Raw genomic sequence first — 18,107 nt, 5'->3', positions numbered from 1 at the left:
CCTTTAATCGCAACAACACAATGAACACGACAAAAACCATCAAATCAGCACTCATTTCGGTCTTCTCGAAAGACGGTCTCGAACCCATCGTCCGCAAATTGCACGAGCAAAACGTCACTTTTTATTCGACGGGCGGCACCGAGGAATTCATCCAAAATATGGGCATTCCGGTTGTTCCGGTCGAAGATGTCACTTCTTACCCATCGATTTTGGGCGGACGCGTCAAGACCCTGCATCCGAAAATCTTCGGCGGCATCCTGAACCGCCAGGATCACGAAGGCGATGTCGCACAGATGACCGAATACGACATTCCGCAGATTGATTTGGTGATTGTCGATTTGTATCCATTCGAAAAGACCGTAGCTTCGGGCGCATCGGAAGCCGATATTATTGAAAAAATCGACATTGGCGGAATTTCATTGATCCGCGCCGCGGCGAAGAATTTCAAGGACACGGTGATCGTGGCATCGGTCGACCAATATGCCGAATTCCTCGGTTTGATTTCTGAACAAAACGGCACGACGACTTTGGAAAACCGCAAATTGTTTGCTACCAAAGCGTTCCACGTTTCGTCGAATTACGATACGGCGATTTTCAATTATTTCAACACCGACGACACTTACTATAAAGCCAGTGTAGCGGGCGGACAGACGTTGCGTTATGGCGAAAACCCGCACCAGAAAGGCTTTTTCTTTGGCGATTTCGAGGCGATGTTCACCAAATTGCACGGCAAGGAATTGTCGTACAACAACCTTCTGGATGTAGATGCAGCAGTCAATTTGATCCTCGAATTCAAAGGCGAAGACCCGACATTTGCGATCTTGAAACACAACAACGCTTGCGGACTCGCACAGCGCAAAACGATGAAGGATGCCTATTTGGACGCTTTGGCTGGCGACCCGACCTCGGCTTTTGGCGGCGTATTGATTGCCAATGGAACAATCGATGCCGCTACCGCGCACGAAATCAACCAATTGTTTTGCGAGGTGGTCATCGCTCCATCTTATGACGACGAGGCGGTCCAAATTCTTGAGGAAAAGAAAAACAGAATTATTTTGGTGCAGCACGAAGTCGAATTGCCTCAACGTCAAGTGAGAACCGCGCTCAATGGTTTGCTGATTCAAGACCGAAACAACGCCACGGACAATAAAGCACAACTAAAAACCGTTACCGTAACGGCCCCAACCAACCAGGAAATCGACGACCTGCTATTCGCCTCGAAAATTTGCAAGAATACCAAATCGAACACGATCGTATTGGCAAAGAACGGGCAACTGATTGCTTCCGGAACCGGACAAACGTCTCGTGTAGACGCGTTGAGACAAGCGATCGAAAAAGCCAAATCATTCGATTTTTCACTGGAAGGCGCCGTGATGGCGAGCGATGCCTTTTTCCCGTTCCCGGATTGCGTAGAGATTGCGCATCATGCCGGAATTACTGCGGTAATCCAACCCGGCGGATCGATCAAGGACGAGCTCAGCATCAATTATTGCAACGAAAACAAAGTGGCGATGGTCTTTACCGGAACGCGTCATTTCAAACATTAAAAAAAGTGATGGTTTCGGACAAAATAAAAGCTGTAAAATCTTTTGCCAGCCTAGAAAAAAGTTTAAATTAGGAGCAACAAATTGTTTAACTTTGTCCGAGATTTTTTTATAAATATTTAAACCCTTAAAAGACTTATGGGATTTTTTGATTTCATGACCGAGGATATCGCGATTGACCTTGGTACCGCAAACACGCTCATCATCCACAACGACAAGGTGGTCATCGACAGTCCGTCGATTGTTGCCCGCGATCGAATCTCGGGAAAAATCATCGCCGTCGGGAAAGAAGCGAACATGATGCAAGGGAAAACGCATGAAAACATCAAAACCATCAGACCTTTGAAAGACGGGGTTATCGCCGATTTCGACGCATCAGAGAAAATGATCTCGATGTTCATCAAGTCGATTCCGGCCTTGAAGAAAAGAATGTTCACGCCGGCACTCCGTATGGTCGTTTGCATTCCATCGGGCATCACCGAAGTGGAAATGCGTGCGGTAAAAGAATCTTGTGAACGCGTGAACGGAAAAGAAGTCTACCTGATCCACGAACCGATGGCTGCGGCAATCGGTATCGGCATCGACATCATGCAACCGAAAGGAAACATGATCGTGGATATCGGCGGGGGTACGACTGAAATCGCGGTCATCGCTTTGGGCGGAATCGTGTGCGACAAATCGGTTAAGATCGCGGGTGACGTGTTTACGAATGACATCGTGTACTACATGAGAACGCAGCACAACTTGTTCGTCGGGGAAAGTACTGCAGAGAAAATCAAGATTACCATCGGTGCGGCTTTGGAAGAACTCGAAACCCCACCAGACGATATGTCGGTTCAAGGTCGTGACTTGCTCACGGGTAAACCGAAACAGGTGGACGTTTCTTACCGCGAAATTGCCAAGGCTTTGGACAAATCGATCCAGCGTATCGAAGATGCGGTCATGGAAACCTTGTCGCAAACGCCGCCGGAACTCGCGGCCGACATCTACAACACGGGGATTTACCTCGCCGGTGGTGGTTCGATGTTGCGCGGACTCGACAAACGTATTTCGCAAAAAACCGACTTGCCGGTGTACATCGCCGAAGATCCATTGCGTGCCGTAGTTCGCGGAACCGGAATGGCGCTTAAAAACATCCCGAAATTCAGAAGCATCCTGATCAAATAAATTGCCGCTTCCCAATTAAACTGAAATGCACGAACCGGATATTGAAGACTGACTCTGAACACTTAAAAAATGCAGCAAATATTTAATTTTATATTTAAAAACAGCTATCGATTGCTGTTTTTGCTGCTTTTGGGCACTTCGTTAGTGCTTACGATCCAGGCGCATTCGTACCACCGGAGCAAGGTGATTTCATCGGCCAATTTCTTGACCGGCGGCGTGTACGAACAAATCAATTCGATCAACGAATATTTCGGCCTCCAAAAGAAAAACGACGAGTTGGCACGTGAAAATGCGCGGCTCAAAAGTTTGCTGTACAATATCAAGGATTCGACGGCCATACAAAGAATTGACAGCATCAAGGGCATCAATAAAATTAACCTGATCACGTCGAAAGTCATCCACAACTCCTACAATACGCACGAAAATTACCTGACGATCAACAGCGGTTCAGCCATGGGCGTCAAACCCGACATGGGCGTAATCAACAGCGCAGGAATTGTGGGAATCGTCGACAAGACGTCGAAAAATTACGCGACAGTGATTTCGATTTTGAACGTCAAGTCGCAGATCAATGCCAAGATCAAGAAATCGAACCACTTCGGGTCTTTGATCTGGAACGGAAAGAATGCCGGTTTTGTCCAATTGATCGACGTGCCGCGTCTGGCTTCGGTGCGCAAAGGCGACACGATCGTGACAGGCGGCCAATCGGTGATTTTCCCGGAGAACATCGGCATCGGAACCATCAGTAAAGTCTATATCGACAACGAAACGAATTACTATACGCTCGACATCCGATTGTTCAATGACATGACCAATCTGGGCCATGTCTACATCATCAAGAGCAAGGACCGCGAAGAAATCATCAACCTCGAAAAACAATCCAAGGCAACCGATGAATAGTGCATTATTGGTCAATATCGCCCGTTTCATTTTGCTGCTCGCGGCGCAGATTCTCATTTTCAACAATGTGAATTTCCTCGGGTACATCAACCCGTATCCGTACATGCTGTTCATCATTTTGTATCCGGTCAACGGCAACAAATACGGATTGCTCGCTTCGAGTTTCTTCCTTGGGATCATCATGGACATGTTCTGCAATTCGGGCGGGGTGCACGCGGCTTCTTGTGTGGCTTTGGCTTATTACCGACCGTATATTTTCAAGTTTTCGTTCGGGCTCAGCTATGAATACCAGACCGTCAAGATCAACGATGTGCTTACGCCGGAACGTTTTTCGTTCATCCTGATTGCCGTGGTCATCCACCACTTTGCGCTGTTTTTGCTCGAAGTATTCCACCTGACTTTCCTTTGGGAAATCCTGCTCAAGACGGTCTTGAGTACGATTTTTACGATATTGATCTGCATCATCATCATTTATCTGATTAAACCGAATAAACGATGAAAAAAACAGTCCCTTTATTTATCCTGATTGGAATTGCAGCATTCGGATTATTCTATTTTTCGAAGGACAATGGTTATGATTTGGGCCAATCGGGCGGCAGCTCCGTCAAAGGCAGCTTTGTTCCCGAACCGCATACCGACTACATTTTCACGACGACTTCTACGCAAACAACCGGTTTCTACATCGTAATTATTGCAGTGGCGTTGACCCTCCTTTTTATTTTCCGCAATAACCTCAAAAGAACATTCCGATGAGAAAAGTATTGCTCCCAACGGTCATCATCATTGGAAGTATCTTTTTGGTGCTGCGGCTTTTTTATTTGCAGATCATCAACGACACCTTCAAGCTCAAGTCGGAGAACAACGCGATCAAGATCCAATACGACTATCCCGAACGCGGCTACATCTATGACCGACACGGTAAATTGCTTGTGGCCAACCAGCCGTCGTATGACATTATGGTGATTCCGCGCGACATCAAGAAAGACATCGACATCAATGAATTTTGCCAGTTGCTCAACATCACACGCAAGGATTACGACCGTATTTTGGACAAAGCCAAAGTGTTCAGTCCACGTCTTCCATCGGTTTTCCTGCCGCAGTTGAACAAGGCCGAATATGCGGCGTTTCAGGAGAAAATCCGCAAGTTTCCGGGGTTCTACATCCAAAAACGCTCACTGCGCGATTACCAGGTCAAATTCGGCGCGAACATTTTTGGTTTCATCACCCAGGCCAGCGAGAAAACAATCAAGAAAAACCCGTATTACAACAGCGGGGATTTGCTTGGGAAACAAGGTGTAGAGGAAAGTTACGAAACGACTTTGCGCGGGATCAAAGGGGTAAAATACATCCAGAAAGACAAGTTCAACCGCGAAATCGGTTCATACAAAGGCGGCGAATTCGATACGATTGCCGTGCAGGGCGAAGACATTACGCTCTCGATCGATGCGACCTTGCAGGAATACGGCGAGCAATTGATGGTGAACAAACGCGGTGGAATTGTTGCGATTGAACCCAAATCGGGCGAAATCCTGGCTTTGGTGACCGCACCGTCCTATGATCCTGCGATTTTGGTCGGCCGACAACGTTCGAGAAATTATACCGCGTTATACAACGATTCGATAGCCAAACCATTGTACGACCGTGGACTTCTGGCCGAATATCCGCCGGGATCGCCATTTAAGATCCTGACCGCCCTGATCGGTTTGCAGGAAGGCGTCATCGACGAGCAGACTTCATTTGTGTGCCACCACGGTTTCAGCTATGCGCGCGGGCGTTTTATGCGTTGCCACTGCCACGGCGGCGTACAGCAGTTGCACCGTGGGATTTATGAATCGTGCAACACTTATTTTGCGAGCACCTACATGAAAACCATCAACAAATATGTGCGCCCCGCAGACGGCGTGGACGTGTGGAGCAAGCACTTGCGCAGCTTTGGTCTCGGGGAATTCATGGGCTACGATTTACCGACGGGCCGACGCGGAAAGGCACCGACTTCCAAAACCTACAAACGCATTTACCCGAATGGCGGCTGGCGTTCGACGGCTATCGTATCCAATGGTATTGGCCAGGGTGAAGTGCTCATGACGCCAATCCAACTCGCCAATATGATGGCGGCCATTGCGAACCGCGGCTATTATTATACGCCCCACATCATCAAGAAAATCGAGGGCGAAAAAATCGACAAGAAGTTTACGACCAAACACCATACGACCGTCGATAAAAAATATTTTGAACCCGTCGTTTCCGGATTGTTTGACGTGTACAACCTCGGGACCGCCCATGCTTTGCGTGTGGAAGGCATCGACATTTGTGGAAAAACCGGAACCGCCGAAAATTACGCCAAGATCAACGGCAAACGGGTCAAATTGCAGGACCACTCGATTTTCGTGGCTTTTGCTCCAAAAGACAACCCCAAGATTGCGCTGGCCGTATTCGTCGAAAATGGTTATTGGGGCGCGCGTTGGGCAGGTCCGATCGCGAGTTTGATGATCGAGAAATACCTGCGTGGGAAAATTACGCGTACCGATCTGGAAAAACGCATGTTCGAAGGCAGCCTGCAATCGGAATACGACAAATATACGGGCCGCAAGGAAACCGATACCCTGTTGCTGACCAAACCGGCCGCACCTAAAGTAATCGACAGCAGCGAAATCGAAAACTAATTGAGATGAAAAACCAAAGCGTAACAAATTACTTGGATTGGATGAGCGTGATCATCTACATCATCATGGTGGTTATGGGTTGGCTCAACATTTATTCGTCCTCGCTTTCTACGGTCGAAGACAGCGTCGTTTTTGACCTCAGTACTTATTACGGCAAACAGCTCATGTACATCGTGCTGACGGTGCCGCTCATTTTCATCATCCTGGCTGTCGACGGAAAATTCTACGAAAAATTCTCGAGCATCATCTTTGGTATCGCCTTGCTTTCGTTGGCGGGATTGTTTGTCTTTGGAAAAACGGTCAAGGGCCAGGCCAACTGGTATTCGTTCGGATCTTTCGGGATCCAGCCTGCCGAGTTTGCCAAAGCCGCTACCGCACTGGCATTGGCAAAATACCTGAGCGACGTGCAGGTCAATCTCAAGGACGTCAACCGTCAGATACAAGCGCTCGGAATTGTCTTTTTACCCGTCGCGTTGATCGCACCGCATGACCCCGGAAGTGCCTTGATTTACAGCATGTTTGTCTTGGTGTTGTACCGCGAAGGTTTGCCGCCTTGGTATTTGTGGACCGGTTTCGTCGCCGTCATCTTGTTCATGTTCTCGCTCATTTTTGAGCCATGGGCCGTGATTTTGATGGCACTCGGCGTGATTGTTTTTGTGTATCTGAAAACCCGTCTCGTGGACCGCAACATCATTGCCAGCGCGATTGTACTGGTACTGGTTTCGGGCTTTGTGTTCTCGGTCGATTATGTGTTCGACAATGTGTTCAAGCAGCACCACCGCGACCGTTTCAATATCTTATTGGGCAAGGAAGTCGACATGAAAGGCATCGGTTACAATACCAACCAGTCGGAAATTGCCATTGGATCGGGCGGTTGGTTTGGCAAGGGTTTCCTCGAAGGCACGCAAACCAAAGGCGGTTTCGTTCCCGAACAGCACACCGATTACATCTTTACGACCGTGGGCGAAGAATGGGGCTTCTTGGGAAGTATGGTCGTGATCGCTTTATTTCTTGGGCTCATTTTCCGTATCATTTATTTGGCCGAACGACAGAAAACCAAATTCAGCCGCGTGTATGGTTATTGTGTCGCGGCAATCCTGTTCATGCACTTTTTCGTCAATATTGCGATGGTCGTGGGCATTTTTCCTACGATTGGGGTTCCGTTGCCGTTCTTCTCGTATGGCGGTTCCGGACTTTGGGGCTTCACGATTTTGCTGTTCATCTTTCTCAAGATGGATGCGAACAAGGTCAATGAGTGGTAATCAGAAACTCCACGCTTTGTAATCTGCGTTTTTCTCGAGTTCATTTTCGATGGCATCCGGCAAGTCGCGGCAAAAATCGATTCCCGTTTTCTTCTCGATCCAATCTACCGGAACCACAAACTCATACAACGGCCGATCGCTGGGCTGGTGCGGTACCAAAAACGCAATCAACTTGGTTTTCCCTTTCGAATCATCGCGGATGATTTTGTAGAAATACGCCGGTACGGCCACTTTTTCGTTGCCGATCGTGGGCAAATGCTCGTTCAGCACGCCGCCCGTAATCACGATTAATTTCCCATTCTTCTGCGCCCAATAACGGGTTTTCTGTTCCAAACGGTTCCAAATCCCATCATTGAATCCATGGCGTTGCGGCGAAATATTGGAAGTGTAAAACGTTTCCTCGAATGCCTTCTTCGAATACTTGCGGTCGCCTGCCGGACACAAATGCCCTTTGTCGAATCCCGATTTCTTGTAGTTGCGCCAATCGGCGGAACCCGTTTTTACTTTGGGGTCCTGAACGAAAAATGGCCGCTTGAAATTGGTTTTTTGGTCGAAATCGGCTGCTTTCAACTCATAGGCCACCCATTCTGCCTGTTCGTATTTCTCGTTGTACGACAACACATAGGAATCGTGTACAATCAATTGGTTGGTCGTCGTCGACTGTAATAGACTGGGCGGTATTGGCGGTTCCGGACGGCTGGCGAGCCCTTGGGAAACCGGTTCCCTATCCTGCTTTTGCTGACAATTCAACAACACACCAAACAAAATCAAAAAACCAATATTTCTCATGGGCTCAAAATAAAAAGCCCCGAAACGATATGGATTCGGGGCCTAATCTTTAGATATTTATTACGGTTTGACCGTATTTTCCTTCTTGAGTGCGACCGTGTTCTTTTTGTTCAGGCTTTTGGCCGGCTGCAAATCGTCGAGTACATTGATGGCTTCTTCCACATAAATGTCTTTTCGAAAGGCTTTCGTGCCATCTGTCGCGTTTTTCCTTGAGCGCCGCGTCGTTCTTCATCGCATCGACTTCATAAGGCAAAGACGAGAATTTGAGCGAATTCTGGTAATCGGTGATCGATTTGTATTTCTTGGCTTTTTCCTCAATGGCCGCCTGTTCTTTCTTGAACTGGTCGATGTTCAGGCTGTAGACATTTTCCTTGTCGCGTTCATTGATCCATTTGGCATTCTCGTCGATGAGCTTGAACTGCGGATTCTCGGCGATGCGCTTGTTGCTGTTGTCGATGGCCTGGTCGAAATTGCCCTGCTTGTTCCAAAATTCGAAAACGGCCGGGTCGATTTTGTCAAACGGCATCGCATTGTCGATGTCGCGCTCGCCCATTTTGAGGTAAGCATATTTGTCCGGCATGACCACATCACTGCTGACGCCTTCGAGTTGGGTCGAACCACCGTTGATTCTATAGAATTTTTGGGTCGTCGTTTTCAACGCACCAAGATCGCCCATCGTGCTGCCGCGAACAAATTGGTTCAGGTCGATCACGTTTTGCACGGTTCCTTTGCCATAGGTTTGCTTGCTGCCGATGATGATGCCACGGCGGTAATCCTGGATCGCTGCCGCCAAAATCTCCGAAGCCGAAGCCGAGAATTCATTGGTCATGATCACCAGTGGACCGTCCCATTGTACACGTTTATCACGGTCGTACAAGACTTCTTTCTTGCGTCCAGCCGATTTGATTTGTACGATCGGGCCTTCCTCGATAAACAAGCCGGCAATATCGACCACGGTCTTGAGCGAACCGCCGCCGTTGTCACGTACGTCCATGATGATGCCCTGTACATTTTCCTTTTTGAGGCGCTCGACTTCGAGTGCGATGTCTTTTCCGGCATCACGCGCGTCGTTGTTCTCAAAATCGATGTAGAATTTCGGCAGGTAGATGATGCCGTACTTGATGCCGTTTTTCTCCACGACACTTGACTTGGCATACGTTTCTTCGATTTCCACGATGTCGCGGATGATGGTATAGATTTTCATCGTCCCGTCTACTTTCTTGACCGTCAAACGCACTTCGGTTCCTTTCGGGCCCTTGATTTTCTTGACCACATCGTCGAGGTGCATCCCGACCACATCGATCGCTTCGCTATTGCCTTGTGCCACTTTGAGAATGATGTCGCCCGATTCGAGTTCTTTGCCTCTCCAAGCCGGACCACCCGAAATCACTTCGGAAATCTCGGTGTAGTCGCCTTTCTTTTGCAGACGTGCCCCGATGCCTTCGAGTTTGCCGCTGATGCTCACGTCGAAGCGCTCTTTTTCATCCGGAGCGAAATAATTCGTATGCGGGTCGAAGCGCGAAGCGATGGCATTGACGAACACCGAGAACCAGTCGTTCTGGTCGAGGTCGTTGATGAAATCGTAGTATTCGTTGAGCGATTTGAGCGAGCTTTCGCGGGTTTCCTTTTCGAGTTCCTCAAAAGATTTCGATTCTACTTTGGCCGCTTCTTTCTCGAAAGCCGCTTCGGATTTTTTCAGTTCGGAGGCAGTTTTGTTGCCTTTCTTGGCCTCGGGCTTGATGCCTTTTTTGAGGTCATCTTGCATCTTGAGCTTGTCGGTCAATGAAGACAGCGTCGACAACTTGATTTGCTTGCGCCATTTTTCCTTGAGTTCAGGGGTCGTTTTGGCAAACGGCAGTTTCTCATAATCGGTGTTGAAATCTTCCTGGATGCTATAATCGAAAGGCTTGTCGAGGATTTCCTTGTAAAAATCCTTGCTTTCGGCGATGCGTTTCATCAATCTTTCATAAGTCAGGTTGAAGAACGTCAGGTCCTTGTTCTTGATCTGGTCGTCGATCTGGGTTTCGTACTTGGCGAATTCATCGATGTCCGACTGCAAGAAGAAACGCTTCGAAGGGTCGAGCGCCTCGATGTAATCTTTGTACACGCCTTTGGAGAATTTGTCGTCCATCGCGGCGGGTTCGTAATGCCCACGCTCGATGACGAAGGTCAACAATTCGAGCAACAATTTGTCTTTCTCCGGGTCGTTTTTCTCTTTGGGGATGAAGCTCCACAATGCCACTGATAATGCGGCCACCACCAACAATAACTTATAATTCCTTTTCATATATGTGAGAATAGCGTTCATTAATTTTCGTCCTAAATGTACACAAAATTACATGCGAAGCATTTGCCTTGCGCCCAATTTTTTGTTAAAGGTACTAAAATAGCAAGTTCGGTGTAAAATTGTTTATTTTTGCGTAACTATTTATAACGGCAGTTTCTTGGATTTAGTCTGAATTTCTTGCCCAACGTTACACCGGGCCGAGCGTTAAAAAACAGTCCTGAGGACTGTTTTAGCGAAGGAGCCAGGCGGCGCGCGGGCTTTTTTAAAAAAATCGCAATTAGAATAACTATACCCTAGCCCCGATAGCAGCGAAAATCCTTTTAAAATTTGCGAAGCGCAGCGGAGAAAATTTTAAAAGATTGTAGCGAATAGCGGGAAAAAGCTTCAAATAAAAATGGCTAAAAAACCTTTCATCTTAGTGACCAACGACGACGGCATCACCGCACCCGGAATCCGCGCGTTGATTGATGTGATGTCACAAATCGGCGACGTTTTGGTCGTTGCACCCGACAGTCCGCAGAGCGCGACGGGACACGCGATTACGATCAACAATACGCTCCACCTCAATAAAATTTCGGAAGAAGGCGCAAAAGTTACCGAATACAGTTGTTCGGGTACGCCGGTCGACTGCGTCAAGTTTGCCGTGGCCGAAATCCTCAAACACAAACCCGATTTGTGCGTTTCGGGGATCAATCACGGGTCGAATTCGTCGATCAATGTGATCTATTCGGGCACGATGAGCGCGGCGGTCGAAGGCGGGATCGAGGGCATTCCGTCAATCGGGTTTTCATTGCTCGACTACGACTGGAACGCCGATTTCGAACAGGTCAAAACCTTTGTCAAGAAAATCGCGCTCGAGGTGTTGGAAAAAGGTTTGCCGCAAGGCACGGTGCTCAACGTAAATTTCCCCAAACTCAAGGAAAAAGAAATCAAGGGCATCAAAATCTGCCGCCAGGCCAAAGCGATCTGGCAGGAGAAATTCGACAAACGCACGACGCCGCAGGGCAAGAATTATTATTGGCTCACGGGTGAGTTCATCAACCTCGAACATGGCGAGGACACCGACGAATGGGCGCTCCAAAACGGTTATGTGTCGGTGGTACCGGTGCAGTTCGACCTGACGGCGCACCATGCGATTCCGCAACTAAACACTTGGAATTTATGAGAAAAATGGATTTGCTGTATGGCGTAATCATCGGTATTGCCTGCTGCTTTTTGGGCAGTTTCCTGTTTATTGTCTTGTTTATGGGAACGGGCCTTAGGGAAGGTTTTTACGCACTCAAGTACCAGGACAACCTTGGCAAACTGATCACACTCGGGGCCGTGTTGAACCTGATCGTATTTTTTGTGTTGCTCAAATACAATAAAGATTTGATGGCACGCGGGGTGATTTTGTCGCTCATTTTGCTGTCGATTTTTACATTGCTGATTTAAATTAGCCACGAATTCACGAATGAAATACGAATACTGTTCTAAAAAATTCGTGCATTTGGGGCCAATAACTTTTTAAGATGAAATACTACATCATAGCAGGCGAAGCCTCGGGCGATTTGCACGGCGCAAACCTTATGAAGTCTTTGTACCAGGAAGACCCGAACGCCGACATCCGGTTCTGGGGCGGCGATTTGATGCAACAGGCCGGCGGCACCTTGGTCAAGCATTACCGCGATTTGGCTTTTATGGGATTTGTCGAAGTGCTGTTCAATTTGCGTACGATCCTGAACAACATCGAAGTCTGCAAGAAAGACATCGAGCAGTTCCAACCCGATGTAATCATTTTCATCGATTATCCGGGCTTCAACATGCGCATTGCCAAATGGGCCAAGGAAAAAGGCATCCCGACGCATTATTACATTTCGCCGCAGATTTGGGCGTGGAAGGAAAACCGCATCAAGGCCATTAAGCGCGATGTGGACAAACTCTATGTAATCCTTCCGTTCGAGAAAGATTTTTACGAGAAAAAACACGGATTTCCGGTGGAATTTGTCGGGCATCCTTTGATTGATGCGATCCATGCACGCACCGAAATTTCTCAGGAGCAATTTATTTCCGAAAATAAACTCGAAGACAAACCGATCATCGCCATTTTGCCCGGAAGCCGCAAACAGGAAATCACCAAGATGTTGTCGGTGATGCTCAGCGTAACCGGCGATTTTCCCGATTACCAATTTGTGATTGCGGGTGCGCCGAGCCAGGAATATGCGTTTTACGAACAATTCTTATCGAACAAAAGCGTGCATTTCATTTCGAACAAAACCTACGATTTATTGAGTCATTCCACCGCAGCGTTGGTGACCTCGGGAACAGCGACTTTGGAAACGGCTTTGTTCAAAGTGCCCGAAGTGGTGTGTTACAAAGGAAGCTGGGCGTCGTACCAGATTGCCAAAAGAATCATCACCTTGAAGTACATTTCGCTCGTCAATTTGATCATGGACAAGGAAGTCGTCAAGGAATTGATCCAGGACGATTGCAACACCAAAAACATCCGGAACGAACTGAAAAAATTGCTCGAACCGCAGTCGCGCCAAAAAATACTGACTGATTACGAGCAACTTGAACAAAAATTAGGCGGTACGGGCGCGAGTGAAAAAACGGCAAAGTTGATCATACGAAACCTGTAATTTTTCCGTTCTAAAATATTTTATTTATTTTTGTCCAAATCTTAAACGTTTTGAAGCAGCTAACCTACTTATTCTTTTTATGTACTCTTTTGGTGAGTTGTAAGCCCACAAGCAACATCATCACTTCCAAGTCGGAAGCCGAAAAGAGAGGCATTTACAGAGCGCCGCAAAACAAAAAAGCGGTAGCCCGAACGAGCACGAGCACTCCGGTGCGCAACGAAAACACACCAGCCACGACACGCAAATCGGTTGCGGCTGCGACGCCCAAAAAATCCACCACCAAAACTGTCCTGAACGAGAAAAATGCCGACGATTACGAAACCGAAGGCGACAATTCGAGCTATGTGGTCAAGCAACTCATCAACACCGCCGAGGCCAATCTGGGCGCAGGTTACCATACCGGCGGCACGAGTCCCGACACCGGATTTGACTGCTCGGGGTTGATGTTCAGCACTTTCAAGAAATTCGACATCACCTTGCCGCGTTCCTCGAACGACATGGCCAAGATTGGCCGCAAGCTCGACCAGGATGAAATCCAGAAAGGCGATTTGATTTTCTTCCGCACCAATGGCCGCAGCGTGATCAACCACGTCGGTATGGTCACCGAAGTATCGGATGACGAAATCAAGTTCATCCATTCGTCCACGCAAAAAGGCGTCATCATCTCCTCTACCAAGGAACCGTATTACGGACGTACTTATGCGCAATGCAATAGAATTATAGTAAATCTGTAATAGCCAAAGATTTAAGTTCGGTACTTTTAGGAAATGAAAGTACTGCAATTTCCATTGGCCAAAATAACAATCTGGTTTGTTGCCGGAATGGCATTCGCGTTTTATGCAGCGCCGAATGCCATTCCGGTTTTTGCTTGTTTGGCGATAGCCTTTGCAGGTTTCGGCATCGCTTTTTACCTTTCAAAAAGGTCTCTTGTCCAACAAATTTACTTTGGAACAGCCACTTATATTTTGGCCTTCAGCATCGGTACCGCCACACTTCTGTTGCATTCCGGCAATCTGGATTCCGACAATTACATTCATCACATCCGAGACAATCAAAGGCAGACACTCGAAGTGGTGTTGCGTGAACGGCCAAAAAGTACAATTTACCGGACTCGCTATGTCGCATTGGTCGAACGGATCGATGGAAAGTCGGTTACGGGAAAAATTCTGGTGAATTTGAATTCTGTCGATTTCAAACAAAATCTGCCAACGGGAACACCTCTCAAGATTGCCGCCAACATCATCAGGCACCAAAAACCAAAGAATCCATCGCAATTCGATTATGGGAAATATTTGGAAAACAAATCGATACTCGCACAGGTTTATGCTGATGCAAACCAAGTTCAAATTGGAAGCCCGCCGACCAAAGATGCGTTTTATCATGCCGACAAAATTCGCAACCGAATCCTACGAAATCTCGAAAAAAGCGGATTGCCGCAAACCGAATTGGCGGTGATTGCCGCGCTGGTTTTGGGCCAGCAGCAAGACATTTCGCCCGAAATCATTCGTGATTATCAATTTGCGGGCGCCGTACATATTCTTTCTGTTTCAGGCTTGCATGTCGGACTGATCCTGATGTTCCTGAATTTCTTGTTGGATTTTTTGCCTAATAACAAAGGAAAATCTTTTCTCAAACTTGCAGTCATAGTACTTTCACTTTGGGGATTTGCAATTTTGGCTGGGCTGTCGCCTTCGGTGGTCCGTTCGGTGACGATGTTTTCGTTTGTAGCGGTTGGGCAACACCTCAAGCGCAAGACCAATGTTTTTCACACTTTATTGGTCTCGATGCTGTTGATTTTGGTATTTGAACCTTCGTTTCTGTTCGATATCGGGTTTCAATTGAGCTATCTCGCCTTGTTCTTTATCCTTTGGCTGCAACCGATGTTGTCTGCCTGGTGGCGGCCCAAATACAAGATCGTGAATTATTTCTGGCAAATCCTGACGGTTTCGTTCGCCGCGCAAATCGGGACATTGCCCTTGAGCATTTATTACTTTCATCAGTTTCCGGGTTTGTTTTTTGTGACCAACCTGGTCGTGATTCCATTACTGAGTGTAGTCATGTTTCTGGGAATCGCTGCAATGATTCCGGCCTGTTTCGCAATAGTCCCGCAATTATTGATCAAATCTTTGGAATGGACTGTCAATTTGTTGAACCAAATAATCCATCGGGTGGCGTCGTTTGAAGATTTCGTCATCCAAGACATTGCCTTGAACCGGTGGATGATGCTCGCTTTATACTTGTTGCTTATCAGTATCATTATTTGGTTGCACCAACCCAATTTCAGGAAGGCGGTTTTACTCTTGGCAAGCCTGTCGATTTTTCAGGCCATTTCAATCGGAACCCATCGGCAGGAAGAAAAGCAGCAGGAATGGACTGTTTTCAATGCACGGAAATCATCTTTGATTGTAGAAAAGAAAGGCCGGAATATCGGTGTTTTTGAAAGTGGGAAAACCAATGAAAAAATCATCCGCGCTTATGCGACAGCCCATTTCACACAGTTCATCCAAAAGAAAAAATTACATCAGGTCGATTATTTCAACGGCCATAAAATCTTGATTGTGGACAGCTTGTCGTTGTATCCAAAAGGAATCAATCCGGATGTGGTCCTGCTTCGACAATCGCCCAAAATCAACCTGGACCGTTTACTGCAAACCATTCATCCCAAAATCATCGTAGCCGATGCGAGCAATTACCGATCGTATGTCAAACGATGGAAAGCGAGCTGCCACAAATACAAAATCCCATTCCATGCAACCGATGAAATGGGATATTTTAAACTTTGAATCGCGTATTTAGCTCTTTTTGGCCGCGGCAGATGGTCCGTTGGTTGCAGCCGCACTGGCCGTAGAGTTGGCCAAAATCTGGTTCGCGCCTTCGAGCCATTTTGATGGACCGCCGGCCACATAGCCTGTGCTTCCAAGTTTGCCCAAATTGGTTTTGCCATCCTTTTTGCTAGGCGTCACGAGCCATACGGTCGGATAACCCCTGACCTCGAACATCTGTTGCAATTGTGCATTCTGTTGTTGGATTTCAGGCTGTTGCGCGGTCCTTCTTGGAAAATCGAGTTCGACCAAGACGACATTTTTCTGTGCCCATTCGGCAAATTCCGGTGTCTTCAACACTTCTTTCTGCAATCGGATGCACCAGCCGCACCAATCGCTTCCGGTAAAGAAAAGCAACAACGGTTTCTTTTCCTTGATGGCTTTATCGGCAGCCGTATTGAGGTTGGTTTCCCAGTAAATGTCTTGTGCCTGGGCAGAAAATGACCCTGCGATGAGCAATAATGCGATAAATATCTTTTTCATAATGCTGAATTTTAGTTGCGCCGTTTAGCAAATATAATACCTAAGGCGATTTATTTGACGCCTTGCATGAGTTTTTTAACGAATGGTGAAATGGCGATCAGTAAAACCCCCGCAACCAGTGCATACAATGCCAATTGGTAATACCCATCGGCATATACGTTGAGCTTCTCGAGGTTGGATGCATTTTCGGAGGCTTCGGCAATGTTCGCACCCAGCAATCCGGCAAAATACTGTCCGTAGGCGCTGGCCAGAAACCACATGCCCATCATGACGGCCTGCAATTTCAACGGCGACAATTTGGTCATGGCCGACATCCCGATTGGCGACAAACACAATTCCCCGAATGTAATGACAAACCAACCGAAAGTAAACAACCCGAGCGAGGTAATGCCTTGTTCGTTGGCGAAAAATTTGGTGTAATAGAAAACGTAAAAACCGCCTGCAAGGAACAAAAAGCCCAAACCGAACTTGACCACCGTATCGGGTTCGATTTTCCGTTTGGCCATCCAAAGCCAGACGAGTCCTACCAAGGTCGCAAAACCAATCACAAACAAAGAGTTCGCCGAGTTGTTGACGCCGTTGGGACTGAGCGTGATCCCCAAAACCTGGTTGTTCAGGTTATTCGCCGCGAACAAACTCAACGAGCCGCCGCTTTGTTCGAAGAAAGCCCAGAAGAAAATCGAAAAGATGATAAAAATCAACGCGGCAAACAATTTCTTGTTTTCGGTCGATGAGAAGTTTTTCATTTCATAAAACAGGTACAAAATCGACGCAGGCCCAATCGTCATCATGAAATAATCGGTGTATTCGGTATTGGCAACCATGATGATGATGACCGGAACAATCACGAGCGAACCGACATAAGTGGCGATTTCCCATATCCTACGTTTTGACTTTTCGAGATTCGGCAGTGGCGTAAGTCCGATTGGTCCGAGGCTTTTTTGCGTTTGCGTAAAGGTCAACAAACTGATGATCATCACTACCGCGGCGAATCCGAAACCTACATTCCAGCGCAAATGTTCCGGGACAATCGATTGCCAAAGCGACCCTTCGGCCACGGCGATACAGATGTACCCGCCGATCAAAGCCCCAAGGTTGACGCCCATGTAAAAGAACGAAAATCCGGCATCGCGACGCGGGTCACCTTCTTTGTAGAGTTGGCCCACCATCGATGAAATATTGGGCTTGAAAAAACCGGTACCCACAATGGTAAAACCAAGACCGGTAAAAAAGAAATTCTTGGGATCGAGCGACAGGATGATGCTGCCGATGATCATGAGCATGCCGCCCCAGAAAAGAGATTTGCGCAACCCGAGGATCTTGTCGGCAAACAAGCCGCCAATAAAGGTAAAGGCATACACCCAAGCTTGGGTTGCGCCGTACTGCAGGTTTGCGATTTTCTCATTCATCCCCAAATGGCTGACCATGAAAACCACGAGCATGCCACGCATCCCGTAGAAACAAAAGCGCTCCCACATTTCGCTGAAAAACAGGTACCACAATTGTTTGGGGTACTTTCCTTTAAAATCCTGAATTTGTTCTAAACCGGTAACGGGTACTTGTTCCATA

15 protein-coding genes and 1 pseudogene are annotated in these 18,107 nt (G+C 47.4%); 12 read left to right on the top strand and 4 right to left on the bottom strand.

All coding sequences use genetic code 11. The features are described 5' to 3' along the window. Nucleotides 1-20 precede the first annotated feature (20 nt). From purH to rodA, 7 genes are all read left to right on the top strand, one after another. On the top strand, nt 21-1,547 hold the full coding sequence (gene purH / locus QM717_RS10535; RefSeq protein WP_415037431.1) for a bifunctional phosphoribosylaminoimidazolecarboxamide formyltransferase/IMP cyclohydrolase: 1,527 nt from the start codon (nt 21-23) through the stop codon (nt 1,545-1,547). 135 nt (nt 1,548-1,682) lie between these two features. Next, on the top strand, nt 1,683-2,711 hold the full coding sequence (locus QM717_RS10530) for a rod shape-determining protein (protein WP_091141774.1): 1,029 nt from the start codon (nt 1,683-1,685) through the stop codon (nt 2,709-2,711). Nucleotides 2,712-2,780: 69 nt separating this feature from the next. Beyond that, nucleotides 2,781-3,611, top strand: coding sequence for a rod shape-determining protein MreC (gene mreC, locus QM717_RS10525; RefSeq protein WP_415037430.1), 831 nt, complete (start codon nt 2,781-2,783; stop codon nt 3,609-3,611). Continuing rightward, complete coding sequence (locus tag QM717_RS10520) at nt 3,604-4,110, top strand: rod shape-determining protein MreD (protein ID WP_415037429.1); 507 nt, start codon at nt 3,604-3,606, stop codon at nt 4,108-4,110. Before mreC ends, QM717_RS10520 begins: the two co-directional genes overlap by 8 nt. Then, a complete protein-coding gene (locus QM717_RS10515) occupies nt 4,107-4,364 on the top strand; it encodes a hypothetical protein (RefSeq protein WP_415037428.1) in 258 nt (85 codons plus the stop codon). Before QM717_RS10520 ends, QM717_RS10515 begins: the two co-directional genes overlap by 4 nt. Further along, entirely contained in the window at nt 4,361-6,274 is a 1,914-nt protein-coding gene (gene mrdA, locus QM717_RS10510) for a penicillin-binding protein 2 (protein ID WP_415037427.1), read from the top strand. The genes QM717_RS10515 and mrdA overlap by 4 nt, the downstream gene beginning before the upstream one ends. A 5-nt stretch (nt 6,275-6,279) precedes the next feature. Next, complete coding sequence (gene rodA, locus QM717_RS10505; protein ID WP_415037426.1) at nt 6,280-7,536, top strand: rod shape-determining protein RodA; 1,257 nt, start codon at nt 6,280-6,282, stop codon at nt 7,534-7,536. Here the strand turns inward: rodA and QM717_RS10500 are convergent, their stop codons facing one another. Both QM717_RS10500 and QM717_RS10495 read right to left on the bottom strand, forming a co-directional pair. Next, nucleotides 7,537-8,325, bottom strand: a complete 789-nt coding sequence (locus QM717_RS10500; RefSeq protein WP_415037425.1) for a DNA/RNA non-specific endonuclease — start codon at nt 8,323-8,325, stop codon at nt 7,537-7,539. Nucleotides 8,326-8,385: 60 nt separating this feature from the next. Beyond that, nucleotides 8,386-10,633, bottom strand: a pseudogene (locus QM717_RS10495) (carboxy terminal-processing peptidase). Nucleotides 10,634-11,006: 373 nt separating this feature from the next. On the opposite strand from QM717_RS10495, the gene surE reads away from it, so the two are divergent. The 5 genes from surE to QM717_RS10470 all read left to right on the top strand — a co-directional run bounded on the left by surE (nt 11,007) and on the right by QM717_RS10470 (nt 16,016). Further along, entirely contained in the window at nt 11,007-11,777 is a 771-nt protein-coding gene (gene surE, locus QM717_RS10490) for a 5'/3'-nucleotidase SurE (RefSeq protein ID WP_415037424.1), read from the top strand. Next, nucleotides 11,774-12,046 (top strand): hypothetical protein, encoded by a 273-nt coding sequence (locus QM717_RS10485; RefSeq protein WP_415037423.1) that lies wholly within the window; start codon nt 11,774-11,776, stop codon nt 12,044-12,046. Before surE ends, QM717_RS10485 begins: the two co-directional genes overlap by 4 nt. Before the next feature lie 77 nt (nt 12,047-12,123). Further along, on the top strand, nt 12,124-13,233 hold the full coding sequence (lpxB, locus tag QM717_RS10480) for a lipid-A-disaccharide synthase (protein WP_415037422.1): 1,110 nt from the start codon (nt 12,124-12,126) through the stop codon (nt 13,231-13,233). Nucleotides 13,234-13,283: 50 nt separating this feature from the next. Next, nucleotides 13,284-13,967 carry a C40 family peptidase gene (locus QM717_RS10475; RefSeq protein WP_415037421.1) on the top strand — a complete coding sequence of 228 codons (684 nt, stop codon included), beginning with the start codon at nt 13,284-13,286 and terminating at the stop codon, nt 13,965-13,967. Nucleotides 13,968-14,000: 33 nt separating this feature from the next. Then, a complete protein-coding gene (locus tag QM717_RS10470; RefSeq protein WP_415037420.1) occupies nt 14,001-16,016 on the top strand; it encodes a ComEC/Rec2 family competence protein in 2,016 nt (671 codons plus the stop codon). 9 nt (nt 16,017-16,025) lie between these two features. Here the strand turns inward: QM717_RS10470 and QM717_RS10465 are convergent, their stop codons facing one another. Together QM717_RS10465 and QM717_RS10460 are read right to left on the bottom strand one after the other, a co-directional pair. Further along, complete coding sequence (locus tag QM717_RS10465; protein ID WP_415037419.1) at nt 16,026-16,538, bottom strand: thioredoxin family protein; 513 nt, start codon at nt 16,536-16,538, stop codon at nt 16,026-16,028. Between the two features lie 50 nt (nt 16,539-16,588). Continuing rightward, the gene (locus QM717_RS10460; protein WP_415037418.1) at nt 16,589-18,106 is read right to left on the bottom strand and encodes a peptide MFS transporter; all 1,518 of its coding nucleotides are present in this window, start codon (nt 18,104-18,106) and stop codon (nt 16,589-16,591) included. Between the last annotated feature and the right edge of the window lies 1 nt (nt 18,107).

Source organism: Flavobacterium sp. (assembly GCF_047602195.1).
In the GTDB taxonomy this organism is placed as follows: Bacteria; Bacteroidota; Bacteroidia; order Flavobacteriales; family Flavobacteriaceae; genus Flavobacterium.
Note: the sequence above shows the minus strand (reverse complement) of the source record. Positions and strands in the feature narration are given on the sequence as shown.